Here is a 12,550-nt window from a genome sequence, read left to right on the forward strand (position 1 = left end):
CGGGAGCCTGCGCACCAGATCCGCCACCTGACGGGACCGCGCCACCGTGCCGGCGGCCCGCCTCGTCCGACCGTCGAGTAGTGCTCCGACCGGTTCACCGGGTGGGGCCGGACTGTGCAGACTGGGACGATGCCCACCACCGAGTCGCCCACCCGCCGTCGTCGCACCCAGCCGCTCGTGGCGGTGGTCACCGTGCTCGCCGTGGTGATCGGGCTCGGCGCCTGGTCGCTGCGGGGCCGAATCGGCGGCGAGGACGCCCCACCGTGGCCCGAGGCCGGCGCGGCGTCGGGCGCCGCCCGGGCGGACGCCGTCCCCACCTGCGCCGGTCGGGCGGTCCGAGCGCCCCGCGAGCTGCGCGGCATGTGGATCACGACCGTGAACAACATCGACTGGCCGAGCCGGCGCGGGTTGCCGGCGGAGTCGGCGCGGGCGGAGCTCCGGGGCTGGCTGGACCTGGCGGTGCGGCGCAACCACAACGCGGTCTTCGTGCACGTGCGCCCGAGCGGGGACGCGCTCTGGCCGTCGGCGTACGCGCCATGGTCGGAGTGGCTGACCGGGCGACGCGACGGCCGCGACCCGGGCTGGGACCCGATGGAGTTCATGGTCGCCGAGGCGCACGCCCGCAACCTGGAGTTCCACGCCTGGTTCAACCCGTACCGGGGCGGGCAGCCGGCCACGGTGGGCGGGCCCGGCCCGAGGCTGGACCGGCTCGCGCCGACGCACCCGCTGCGACGGCACCGCGACTGGGTGGTGACCTATCCCAGCGCCGACCGGCCCGGCAGCCGCCTCTATTTCAACCCCGGCATCCCGGAGGCACGCGCGTTCGTCGAGGACGCGATGCTGGAGGCGGTCCAGCGCTACGACGTCGACGGGGTGCACTTCGACGACTTCTTCTATCCGTACCCCGAGGCCGGGCAGGACTTCCCGGACGACGCGACGTTCGCCCGGTACGGCCGGGGGTTCACCGACAAGCACGCCTGGCGCCGGGACAACGTCAACACGCTGGTGCGCGAGATGAGCGAGCGGATCAAGGCGATCAAGCCGTGGGTGAAGTTCGGCATCAGCCCGTTCGGCATCTGGCGCAACGAGCGCACCGACCCGGCCGGCTCGGCGACGGCCGGGTTGCAGAGCTACGACGACATCCACGCCGACACCCGGCTCTGGGTACGGGAGCAGTGGCTGGACTACGTCGTGCCGCAGCTCTACTGGCACATCGGGTTCGGCAGGGCCGACTACGCCAAGCTGCTGCCGTGGTGGGCGGCCACGGTGCGGGGCACCCGGGTGCAGCTCTACATCGGCCAGGCCGACTACCGGGTGGGCGAGCGCGGGGCCTGGCGCGACCCGGCCGAGCTGGACCGCCAGCTCGCCCTCAACCGCCGGTACGGCGTGAGTGGAAGCGTGCACTTCAGCGCCGCCCAGGTGCGCGCCGACAAGCTCGGGGCGGTCAGCCGGTACAGCGGCGCCCACTACGCGGGCCCGGCGCTGGTGCCCGCGATGGCGCAGCTGCCGGCGGCGCCGCCGGCCGCTCCCACGGTCACCGACGCGCGGCGCGCGGACACCGGCGGGGTGACGCTGGCCTGGCGCGGCGACGGCGCGACGAGCTTCGCCGTCTACCGCGTGGACGGCGACGCGGCCCGGCTGGTCGGCGCCGCCCGGGGTGCCGGCTGGGTCGACCGCACCGCACCCACCGGTCGACCGCTGTCCTACTGCGTGTCCGGCCTGGACCGCAGCGGCAACGAGGGCCCGATCAGCGCGCCGATCTCCGTCGACGCGCGGTAGCGCGCCGGGGCGCCGTCCGGCGGCAGCTCCATCGCTCCCTTGTAGCACCTCGCACGTCGGGAGGGCCGCCCCCCGGATCTGCGTCGGTGTCCGGGTGGTGCGGCGGACCGAGCACGGGGGCGACCCAGTGCCCGGGGCGCTCGCCCTCGTGCCGCCCCGCTGGCGAGGCGGGCCGACCCGCTGGCGAGGCGGGCCGATCGCGCGGGCTACCCTGCGGCGGTGGTGGACGGTGCGGACGGGGAGCGGTTGGCGGCGTCGCTGGCCGACCGGCTCGACGCGGTCACGTTCACCGACCTGACCACGGACGAGGTCACCGCCCGCCTGATCGACGCGGTGGTCGACTGGGCGGCGGAGCAGGGGTGGCGGGTCTACCGGCGGGCGTCGAGCGTGCTGCCGCTGCCGCCGCCGATGTCCGCGCAGCAGTCGGTGCTCGACGTCGCCTGTGCCCGCCCGGACGGGCCACCGGTCGTCGTCGAGGTCGATCACGGTACGCGCCGCCGCACCTGGGAGAAGCTGCTCGCCGAGGCAGACGCGGGGCGGATCCCGCTCTGGGTGCGCTGGGGCGCGGGCCGGCTGGCCCCGCCGCCCGCGCCGATCCTGATGGTGGCCTGCGAGGTCAGCAGGCGCCCGGACCCGACCGGCAAGGGCCGGGTGCACAGCCGCTCGGCGCGGGCCGACATGCCGCCGCCGGCGCATTCGGGCGTGCGGGCCGAGACGGTGGCCGCCGTCGAGTTGCCGCTGCCACCGCCGGAGGCACCCGGAACCGGGGCCTGATCCGTGGCCGGGCCGTGCCAGACTGTGATCGTGGACGAGACGCCGAGCTTCCTTCGCCCCTTCGTGCTGACGCCGGCCGCACGCCCGCACGAGCGGGAGGCGAACCTCGACTGGTACGTACCGGACGGCGGCGGTCCGCACCCCGCCGTGGTCCTCGTCCACGGTGGACCGCTACCGGACGACCTGCAGGTGGGTCCCCGCGACTGGCCGGTCTACCGCGGCTACGGTTGCCTTCTCGCCGACCTCGGCCTCCTGGCCGTCACCGTCGAGCACCGGATGCGCGTCGTCGCCGGTCCGCAGGGTCCCGTCACCGACTGCGCCACGGCCGCCCTCGACGTCGCCTCGGTGGTGGACCGGGTGCGCGCCGACCCGCGCGTCGACGGCGAGCGGATCGCCCTCTGGTTCTTCTCCGGCGGGGGGCTGTTGAGCACGGACTGGCTGCGCGACCGGCCTTCCTGGCTGCGGGCGGTGGCGTTGACGTACCCGCTCCTCGCGCCGATGCCGGGTTGGGGCGTCGACCCGCGCTTCGCGCCGGCCACGGCGCTCGGCGAGCCGGGTGCGCCCGTGCCGCCGCTGTTGCTCACCCGGGTCGGCCGGGAGCGTGAGGAGCTGGCCGAGACGGTCGCGGCGTTCCTCGACGCGGCGGGCGACGCCGGCGTACGGGTGGAGGTCGTCGACGTGCCGGGCGGGCAGCACGGGTTCGACATGCTGGACCACACCGACGAGTCCCGGCGGGTGGTCGGGCAGGCGGCCGACTGGGTCTCGCGGCGGCTGGCCCGGTGACCGGGCCCCCTGCCATCCGCTCCGGGGCCGCCCGCGGGAGTCTGCCGACCAGGGACACGGGCACCCGACACCGCAGTTCGCGGCGGGGATCTTGCGATCGTGGGTACGCCGACCCGCGCCCGAGGGGAAGTGATTCGTGATGGCAGGCGTCCCCGCCGATCCGAGCGTCCTGCATCCGGTGCCCGGGCAGCCGCGGGTGGTGTTGTTGAAGCCACTGGTCACCTCTCCGCTCATCGAGGTCGGCGAGTTCTCCTACTACGACGACGCGGACGACCCGACCTCCTTCGAGACCCGCAACGTGCTGTACCACTACGGGCCGGAGAAGCTGGTCATCGGGAAGTTCTGCGCACTGGGCGAGGGTGTGCGGTTCATCATGAACGGCGCCAACCACCGGTTGGACGGCCCTTCGACGTTCCCCTTCCCGATCATGGGCGGCTCCTGGGCCGAGCACGTCGACCTCGTCACCGGCCTGCCCGGACGGGGTGACACCGTCGTGGGCAACGACGTCTGGCTCGGTTACGGCGCCATGGTGATGCCCGGAGTCCGCATCGGCCACGGGGCGATCGTCGCCTCCGGTTCCGTCGTCGTCGACGACGTCCCGGACTACGGCGTCGTCGGCGGCAACCCGGCCCGGCTCATCCGCCGCCGCTACAGCGACGAGGACGTCGTCCGTCTGCTGGCGCTGGCCTGGTGGGACTGGCCGCTCCCGCACCTCACCGAGCACCTCCGCACGATCATGTCCGGCGGCATCGACGCCCTGGCGGCGGCGGCACCCGGGCGTCGGTAGCGAAGGTCCGGGGCCCACCGCCCGGGCAGATCCTGACGCCGCGGTCGCGCACCGCACCCACGTGCCGCGCTCCGAGGGCCGGCGTCGTCGGAGACCTCGCCCACCGCACCGACCTCGGACAGGGACCGGGAGCCTGGGCCGAGCTGGGTGCGGATACTCAGCGTCGGATCGGTGCGACAGCTCAGGCGTTTCCGGCCGGGCGCGCCGAGGATTCCCACATGACCGAGACGCTGCGTCGATATTCTGATCCGTCCCACCTCGCGTCACCACGACTGACCGTCGGCGAACGCTGGCGACGGGGACGACTGACGGTCTTCGGCCGGGTGCTCGGGGCGGCGGTGCGGCTCGCCGCACACCATCCCGCGTCGTGGCGGTGGTCCGCCCGGCGGCACCACCCGGTGCTGGACCGGCTCGCGGCGGCGAACGCGCGTGCCGGTTGCGCGCTCGCCGCGCTGGACGTCCCGGCGTACCGTGCCTACCTGCGTGCCCGGCCGGCCGGGCAGCGCCGCCGGCTGCGGGACTTCCCGGAGACCGACAAGGTGAGCTACGTCGTGCCCTTCGACCCCGCCCGGCGCTGCCGGGGCGGCCGGCTGCCGGGTCGGGGCGTGGTGGTCGACGAGTCGGCCGGCTCGTCGGGCCGCCCGTTCAACTGGCCCCGCGGCGAGCGGGAGCTGCGCGCGGTGCACCGCGACATCGTCGGCTACACCAGCCTGGTCTTCCCGATGCGGCGCCCGTTCGTCATCAACGCCTACTCGATGGGCGCCTGGGCGACCGGGACGACGACCGGCGCCGCCATGGCCCGGATCGCGGTGGTCAAGAACACCGGGCCCGACCTCGGCAAGATCGTCGACACGCTCCGCGAGTTCGGTCCCGACTTCGACTACCTGGTGACCGCGTACCCGCCGTTCCTCAAGCACCTGCGGGACCGGCTGGACGCCGACGGGTTCGACTGGTCGCGTCACCGCATCTTCGCCAGCTGCGGGGGAGAGGGGATGACGGAGGCGTTGCGCGGCTACCTGGAGGAGCGGTTCCTGCGGGTCCGCTCGGCGTACGGCGCCTCGGACCTGAGCATCGGCATCGGCGCGGAGACCCGGTTCACCGTGTGGTTGCGGCGACGCCTGCGCGACGATCCCGGGCTGCGCGAGGCGCTGCTCGGCGCCGACGAGCAGCGCTTGCCGATGGTGTTCCAGTACAACCCGCTGACCACCTATCTGGAGACCAACGAGCGCCGGGAACTGCTCTGCACCATCACCGGTCCCGACGTGCTGCAGCCCCGGCTGCGCTACAACGTCGGCGACGAGGCGCTGCTGGTCGACTTCCCGCGGATGCTCGACCTGCTCCGCGGTGACCCGCGGCGTTGGGCCGAGTGCCGCGCGGCACTGGCCAGCGAACGGATGACCCTGCCCGTGCTGCTGCTGTTCGGGCGCAGCGACTCGACGGTGTCCTACCTGGGCGCCAACCTCTACCCGCAGGACGTGGAGTACGGCCTCTACACCGGCAACCCGTACGCCGCCGAGATCAGCCGGTTCTGCCTGGCGCTGACCGAGGACGCCACGCTGGAGACCCGCCCCGTGATCCACCTCGAACTGCGCCGCCCGCTGTCCGGGTCGGAGCGCGAGGCGCTCGCCGCCGCCTGCCGCAGCGGCGTACGCCGGCACCTCGCGGCGGTCTCCCGCGACTTCGCGCAGTCGCTGAGCGAGGACCCGACCGCCGGTGACCTCCGCGTCGAGCTGCACGAACCGGACGCCGGCCCGTTCGCCGGACGACAGAAGATCAAGAACGTCTACCTGGTGGGTGAGTGATGCGTACCCGTGACTTCTCCCGCGCCCCGGCGCGCGCCCAGGCCGGCGCCATGTTCTTCGGCGCCACCCGCTACCGCGGGCCGCTGGCGATCCTGCGGCTCTTCCCGGCCTGGCGCCGGATGGTCCGCGACATGCGCCGCATGTCCGGATACCGCTGGCACCGGGTGTACTGGGAGTTCCCGTTCACCCTCGGCACCGTCGCGTTCTTCAGCGACCGCGAGGCCCTGCTGCGCTTCGCCCGCTCCCGCCACCACCGCAAGCTGATGGTCTGGCTCACCGACGGCGACCGCAACGCCACCGCGGGCTTCATCCGGCTCTTCACCGCCGAACCCGACGGCTACTCCAACGGGCTGTGGCGGGCCGAGTCCACCGAACTGGGGCACATCGAGACGTTCACGCCGCTGGGCTCGGAGACGGTGGGACCGGCGGTGCGGCGATGACCGCCCCGCACGCTCTCCAGCAGGTCGTCGACCGGCGCGGCCTGCGCGAGTTCGTGGCGCTCACCGACCGGGTGTACGCCGGCGAGCCGCGCTTCGTGCCCCCGTCGCGCCAGCAGGTGCGCCGGTGGTGGCGCGACGGCGTGCCGATGTACGTGCTGCGCGACGGCGACACGGGTGCGGTCGTCGGCCGGACCACCCTGCACACGGACGCCGCCCTCGACGCCAAGCTCGGCCGCCGGTGCCAGCTCTTCGGGCTCACCGAGTTCACCGACGCGGCGGCGCAACCGCTGTTCGAGGCGATGGCCGCCGCCGCCCGCGCCACCGGCGACCGCGAGGCGCTCTTCGGGCCGGTGGCGTTGCTGCCCAACGAGTCCGGCGGGGTCATCACCTCCGGGTACGCCGACCGGGGCTTCATCGACAGCGCCTGGAACCCGCCCCGGTACGTGAGCGCCTACGAGGCGTACGGATTCCACCGGCGGTTCGAGTCGGACACCTGGATCTGCCCGGTCTCCGCCGGCGGCGACGCCCCGATCGGCACCGACCCCGACGGCGCGCGGCTGACGGTGCACCGGGGCGACGTGCGTCGGCTCGCCGACCAGCTCGAGCTGCTGCGCGGGATGCTGAACGCGTCCTTCGCCCAGCTCGGCTACTACACCGAGATCTCCGCCGCCCAGCTGCGCCGGCAGACCGACGGGCTGGCGTACCTGCTGGACGAGTCGCTGCTGCTCTACCTGACCCGGGCCGGGCGGCCCGTGGCGTTCGTGCTGTGCGTGCCGGACATCAGCGAGTTCGTGGTGCGGGTCCGCGGCGACCTCAACCTGGTCAACCAGCTCCGGCTGCTGGCGGCCCGACGCCGCTACCGGCGGGAGGCGGTGCTGATCGTCAAGGGTGTGCTGCCCGAGCACCAGGGGCGCGGATACCAGCGCCTGCTCTCCGCCGCGCTGCGGCGCAACCTGCACGCCGGCGGGTACACGACGCTGCGCAGCACCTACGTCGGGCGGGACAACCCGGCGTCGGCCGCGCAGTACCGGGCGCTGGGCGGCCGGCCGCTGCACGGGTACACCTTCTACGAGAAGGCGCTGTGATGTCGCTCGCCGCGTTCCGCGCGCTGGAGCCGCTCTGCTGGCGGGCGCCGAGCGCGCACAACACCCAACCGTGGCGGCTCGACCACCGCGGCGGCGAGGTCCGGGTGGGCTGGGACCGGGCCGACGCGCTGCCGGCGGCCGATCCCACCGGGCGGGACCTGCGGCTGTCGCTGGGCGCGTTCGTCGAGACCTGCCTGGTCGTCGCGGCCGACGCCGGCCTGCGGATGACGTTCGTCGCCGACCACTGCGCCGACGAGCGCCGGGTGGGCTGGCTGCGGGCGTCACCGCACCGCTACGACACCCCGTTCGGCGCGATGCAGGTGCTCACCCGTCGCACCCACCGGGGTCGGTTCTCGGCCGGGCCGCAGGCCGCGGTGGTGGCGGCCGTCGACGCCGTCGCGCGGGCCCGCGGCGGGGCGGTGCGCACCGTACCGGACGCCGGCCTGCTGGCCCGCCTGCTGAGGGTCGCCGACCGGCGGATGTACGGGGATCCCGCGGTGGTCGGCGAGTTGCGGTCGTGGCTGCGGCTCACGCCGGCGCACCCGGACTACCGCCTCGACGGGCTCACCGACCGTTGCCTGAACCTGTCCGGACGCGAGGCCACCGCGTTGCGGGCGGCGCTGGCGGCCTACCCGGGACTGCGCCGGCTGGGCCTGCCCCGGCTGCTCGCGGCCGCGTCCGGCAATCCGCTCGCGCTCGGCGGCGCCGTGCTCGTGCTCGTCGGGCCGGCCGGCATGGACGACGCGGCCCAGGTCGAGTTCGGCCGGGTGCTCGCGCGCACGTGGCTGACCCTGCACGCGGCCGGGCTCGCGGCGCACCCGCTGAGCCAACTCGTCGACGCGCCCGCCACCCGCGACGCCCTGGGCTCCCTGCTGGGCGTGGCGCCGGAGCGCCTGCTGCACGTGGCCCGGGTCGGCCGACCGGTGGGGCCGGCGGCACCCTCGGCGCGCCGGGTGGGCGGCGTCGGGCGGAGCGTGCGTTGACCCCGGCGATGGCGGCACGGCCGCGTCGCGCACGGCGGGGCCGGCGTTCGAGGTCAGGACGCCTGGCTGGTCGCGGCCCGCCGGATCGCCGAGCGGTCGGCCGCCGGCTCCGACCCGGCGCGGCGGATCGGGGTGAACAGCCCGCCGACCGCGACCAGCAGGCACCCCGATCCCGCGACGAGGGTGACCGCGGTGACGCCGTACCGGCTCGCGGCCCACGTCAGCACCGCCGCGCCGGCCGGGCCGAGCGAGTAGTGCGTGCTCCAGAACGCCGAGGTGACCCGACCGAGCAGGTGGTCAGGCGTGATCTCCTGGCGCAGCGACATCGAGCAGATCCCACCCACGCTGACGCCGCAGAGGTACACCGCGCTCAGCACGGTCACGCCCCGCACGCTCCCGACGACGCCGATGCCCACGATGGCGAGACCGCACGTCGCAAGCGCGCCGATCCAGGTCGTGCCGAAGCCGCGCCGGCGGCGCAGGGGCGCCACCAGCAGCGCTCCGACGATCGTGCCCAGCGCCGCCAGGCCCAGCACCGTGCCGACGGTGCGGTCGGAGCCGCCGAGGTCGTGCTTGACGTGGTAGACGAGAACGTCGGTGAAGCCGTACGTCAGGAAGATGAAGACCGACAGCAGGACGGTCAGGGAGCGGAGCACGGGTTGCCGCCAGAGGAACCGCGCGCCGGCGAGGAACTCGGCCAGCCGACCCTCCCGCCGCGCCGCGCCGTCGACCGCCGCGCCCTCGTCGGGCCGCCGCAGCCGTACCAGCCAGAGGCCGGCGGCCGACAGGGCGAAGCTGGCCGCGTTGACGGCGATGGCCGCCGTGGGACCGAACCGGGCCGACACCACGCCGGCGAGCAGCGGCCCCACCACGGCTGCCGCCGCGTACGTCGCCTGGAGACGCCCGTTGGCCTCGGTGATCCTGGGCCGGTCGACGAGGTTGCGCACCGCGGTCACCGCGGCGACCTGGAACACCATGCCGGCCGCCTCGCAGATCGGCAGGACGACGAAGAGCAGCCAGACCTGCGGACCGGCGAGCCACGCCAGGGGAACGAGGCCGTAGAGCACCAGCCGGGCCAGGTCGGCGGTGATCATCAGTTTCCGTCTGTCGTACCGGTCGACCAGGATGCCGCCGAAGATCCCCGCACCGACGGACGCGGCTCCGGCCACGGCCGTGAGCAGGCCCATCTGGGCGACCGATCCGGTCGCGTGGAGCACGAGCAGCGGCACCGCGAGGTAGGCGAACGAGTCACCGGCGGCGGAGAGCGACTGCGCAGCCCAGTAGGCGCCGAAGTCGCGGTCACGCCACAGGGGACGCCGGGCCGGGTCGGTGCGTCGGCTCATGTCGGCGAGGGTAATCCGGCCCTCGACGCAGCGGTGTCCCCGGCACGCCCGTCCTGCCGCGCGGCGGCGGGCAGCACGCCGGTGGCCGGTGTGCTCGCCGCGCCGGTGTGGTTATGTAGGCTCGTGTCGATCTTCGCGGGAGGCCAGTCGGTGATTGAACTTCACGTCGAGCCGGAGCTGCTGGAGAAGGCGGCGCGGGTCTGCGACGACCTGCGCGACGACCTGCGCGGTGGCGTGTCCGACCTCGGGGACGAGACGCGGACCGCGGTCGCCGGCCTGCCCGGCTGGCAGACCCGGACGGCGTTGGAGCGGCTGCGCTGGTCGTGGTCGGACGACCTGAGGAAGCTGGACAGACACGTGTCGGCGGTCGGCGACGCCCTGCAGGGCTGCGCGATGGACTACCGCTACAGCGACGAGGCCAGCGCCGCCCACTTCGACCTCCCCGGGCGGTGACCGCTCCGTGGTGACGTACGCGGACCTGCGCGAGGCGCGCCTCGCGCCGCTGCGTGACGCCGCGCAGGCCTGGACGGACCTGTCGCGGGCCTGCGCGAAGCTGGAGGAGCGGTGCGGCGCCGAGCTGACCCGGCCGCTGCGCGGCTCGGGCTGGCAGGGCCCGGCCGCCACCGCGGCGTTCGGCCGCCTCGACGAGCTCGACGACGAGTTCGAGGTCGCCAGCCTGCAGACCCGCACCGCCGCGAGCGTGCTGCGGGAGGCGGCGCAGGAGTTCGGTGACCTGCAGCGGCGACTGGAGTCGGCCGTGGGCGCCGCCCGGTCCCTCGGCCTGAGCGTGGACGACGCCGGACGGGTCTCCGCGCCGGCGCCCGGGGCGGAGGGCGGGCAGGACCCCGACGCGGACGTGATCCACCGCCGGCACGTCCAGAACGCCGCGACCTACACCGACCTCATCACGCGGATCGTCGCCGAGGCCACCGAGGTCGACGGCCGGATCGCCCATGCCCTGACGCGGTTGACGGCCAGCGCCCCGGGGGAGTCGGCCTGGGAGTACGACAAGGCCCGGGACGGCGCGCTCGCCGCCGCCGCGGCACTTCGGTTGCGCGAGGAGGACATCCCGGCACCGGGCAGCGACCCCGCCGACGTACGTGCGTGGTGGAGCGGTCTGTCCGACGACGAGCGGCAGGTCTACCGCACCGCCTACCCGGAACGGATCGGCGCGCTCGACGGACTGCCCGCCGTCGACCGCGACGCGGCGAACCAACTGGCGCTGCGCGCCTTCATCGGCGACGACGTCGAGCGCCGCGACCGGGCCGACCCGCGGCACACCGCCGCGGTCATGCTGTTGGACAAGCTGGAGGGCGCGGAGAACGCCGCGCCGCACGAGCGGCTCTACCTGCTCTCGCTCGACCCCACGGGTGACGGGAAGGCGGCGGTCGCGATCGGCGACCCGGACACCGCCGCGCACACGGCCGTCCTCGTTCCCGGCGTCGGCACCGAACTCGCCGACATCCGTGGCCTGATCGGGCGGGCCAACGACCTGCGGGAGGCCTCGGTCGAACTCGCCCCCGCCGGCGCCGACGTCTCCGTCGTGGCCTGGCTCGGCTACGACACCCCGTCGGCCAACCTCGACATCGTCAGCGCCGTCTTCGGCGCCAGGTCCGAGGCCGGCGCCCGCGCGCTCGACGGCTTCGTCGACGGGCTGCGCGCCTCCCACGACGACGGTCCCTCCCACCTGACCGCCATCGGCCACAGCTACGGCTCGACGGTGCTCGGCGAGGCGGCCAGCAACGGTGACGGCCTGGCCGTGGACGATCTGATCGCCGTCGGCAGTCCCGGCATGCGCGTCGAGAACGCCGGCGAGTTCAACGTCGACCCGAGACACGTGTGGGCCGGCGCCGCGGCCGACGACACCGTCGTCGCGCGACCGGAGGAGACGGTCGGCTGGCTCGACGGCGTGCCCGTCGTCGGTGACTGGCTGCTCGACAGCGTCGTCGGCATCCATGGTCCCGCCCCGCACGAGCCGGAGTTCGGCGGCAACGTCCTGGAGGTCGACACCTCCGGCCACAGCGGATACTGGGCGCAGAACAGTCAGATGCTGCGCTCCCAGGCGGCCGTCATCGTCGGCGACTACGAGGCGGCCGCGCTCGCGCACGGAAGGGCGCCATGACCCTGCGGCGCCGTGCGCCCCGGTGGCCCGCCGTGGCGCTGGCGGCCGTGCTGCTGCTCTCCACCGCCTGCGCCGGCGGTGACTCCGGTTCCTCGACAGGAAAGGACGACCCGTTGCAGACCAAGGCCATCGCCGAGGTGAGCGCCCTGGCCGAGGCTCGCGCCCGGGCCGTCGCCACCACCGCCGGTGTCGGGCTCGACGACTGGCGGACCAACACCTCGCCCTGCCAGGGCCGGCGGGGCGAGATCGCCGACGACGGACGCTGGACGTTGAGCGGCTTCGCCGGGCTGCCGGTCCCGCCCGCCGACCAGATCCCGACGCTGCGACGGATCCGGGACATGTGGCAACAGCAGGGCTACGAGGTCACCGAGGACCGCACCTTCGCCGACGGCACCCGGGGGGCGCTGTCCATGCGCGACCCCGACACCGGGATCACGATCAGCCTCACCACCACCGCGAGCCGCGACCGCGTCGCCCTCATCCTGGCCAGCGACTGCTACCGGCCCGCAGCCGGGGAGGATCCCGCCAACGGGTAGCTCGCGTCGGCCGCGCGCCGGGCGGCCGAGCGCCCTCGTCCGTGGTCGGGCCGCTGCGCGCGGGGTCTGCGCCGGCGGCCGGGGCGTGGGCGGCCGTCCGGCGTCTCGCCGAGCCG

At 74.7% G+C, this 12,550-nt stretch carries 12 protein-coding genes; 11 read left to right on the forward strand and 1 reads right to left on the reverse strand.

Features of this window, described 5'->3' with window-relative positions; genetic code table 11:
* Positions 1-129: 129 nt before the first annotated feature.
* From V6U77_RS19505 to V6U77_RS19540, 8 genes are all read left to right on the forward strand, one after another.
* Complete coding sequence (locus V6U77_RS19505; protein ID WP_334607765.1) at positions 130-1,779, forward strand: glycoside hydrolase family 10 protein; 1,650 nt, start codon at positions 130-132, stop codon at positions 1,777-1,779.
* A 219-nt stretch (positions 1,780-1,998) separates the two neighbouring features.
* Entirely contained in the window at positions 1,999-2,553 is a 555-nt protein-coding gene (locus V6U77_RS19510; protein ID WP_442934462.1) for a hypothetical protein, read from the forward strand.
* Between the two features lie 30 nt (positions 2,554-2,583).
* A complete protein-coding gene (locus V6U77_RS19515) occupies positions 2,584-3,336 on the forward strand; it encodes an alpha/beta hydrolase (protein WP_334607767.1) in 753 nt (250 codons plus the stop codon).
* Between the two features lie 139 nt (positions 3,337-3,475).
* A complete protein-coding gene (locus V6U77_RS19520) occupies positions 3,476-4,123 on the forward strand; it encodes a CatB-related O-acetyltransferase (RefSeq protein WP_334607768.1) in 648 nt (215 codons plus the stop codon).
* A 218-nt stretch (positions 4,124-4,341) separates the two neighbouring features.
* Positions 4,342-5,925: a phenylacetate--CoA ligase family protein gene (locus V6U77_RS19525; RefSeq protein WP_334607770.1), complete on the forward strand. Its 1,584-nt coding sequence runs from the start codon at positions 4,342-4,344 to the stop codon at positions 5,923-5,925.
* Complete coding sequence (locus V6U77_RS19530) at positions 5,925-6,365, forward strand: DUF4188 domain-containing protein (RefSeq protein WP_334607771.1); 441 nt, start codon at positions 5,925-5,927, stop codon at positions 6,363-6,365. The genes V6U77_RS19525 and V6U77_RS19530 overlap by 1 nt, the downstream gene beginning before the upstream one ends.
* A complete protein-coding gene (locus V6U77_RS19535; protein WP_334607772.1) occupies positions 6,362-7,450 on the forward strand; it encodes a GNAT family N-acetyltransferase in 1,089 nt (362 codons plus the stop codon). The genes V6U77_RS19530 and V6U77_RS19535 overlap by 4 nt, the downstream gene beginning before the upstream one ends.
* The gene (locus V6U77_RS19540) at positions 7,450-8,433 is read left to right on the forward strand and encodes a nitroreductase (protein ID WP_334607773.1); all 984 of its coding nucleotides are present in this window, start codon (positions 7,450-7,452) and stop codon (positions 8,431-8,433) included. Before V6U77_RS19535 ends, V6U77_RS19540 begins: the two co-directional genes overlap by 1 nt.
* A 53-nt stretch (positions 8,434-8,486) precedes the next feature.
* Here V6U77_RS19540 and V6U77_RS19545 read toward each other — a convergent pair whose 3' ends face one another.
* Positions 8,487-9,776: an MFS transporter gene (locus V6U77_RS19545; protein WP_334607774.1), complete on the reverse strand. Its 1,290-nt coding sequence runs from the start codon at positions 9,774-9,776 to the stop codon at positions 8,487-8,489.
* Positions 9,777-9,926: 150 nt separating this feature from the next.
* Between V6U77_RS19545 and V6U77_RS19550 the strand changes: the two genes are divergently transcribed.
* Genes V6U77_RS19550 through V6U77_RS19560 form a run of 3 tightly spaced genes read left to right on the forward strand, consistent with a single transcriptional unit; the run spans position 9,927 to position 12,434 of the window.
* Positions 9,927-10,229, forward strand: coding sequence for a WXG100 family type VII secretion target (locus tag V6U77_RS19550; RefSeq protein WP_334607776.1), 303 nt, complete (start codon positions 9,927-9,929; stop codon positions 10,227-10,229).
* A 7-nt stretch (positions 10,230-10,236) separates the two neighbouring features.
* Positions 10,237-11,898, forward strand: coding sequence for an alpha/beta hydrolase (locus tag V6U77_RS19555; protein ID WP_334607778.1), 1,662 nt, complete (start codon positions 10,237-10,239; stop codon positions 11,896-11,898).
* A complete protein-coding gene (locus V6U77_RS19560) occupies positions 11,895-12,434 on the forward strand; it encodes a hypothetical protein (RefSeq protein ID WP_334607779.1) in 540 nt (179 codons plus the stop codon). Before V6U77_RS19555 ends, V6U77_RS19560 begins: the two co-directional genes overlap by 4 nt.
* Positions 12,435-12,550 lie beyond the last annotated feature (116 nt).

Origin of the sequence: Micromonospora sp. CPCC 205546 (assembly GCF_036902715.1) — a bacterium.
In the GTDB taxonomy this organism is placed as follows: Bacteria; Actinomycetota; Actinomycetes; order Mycobacteriales; family Micromonosporaceae; genus Micromonospora.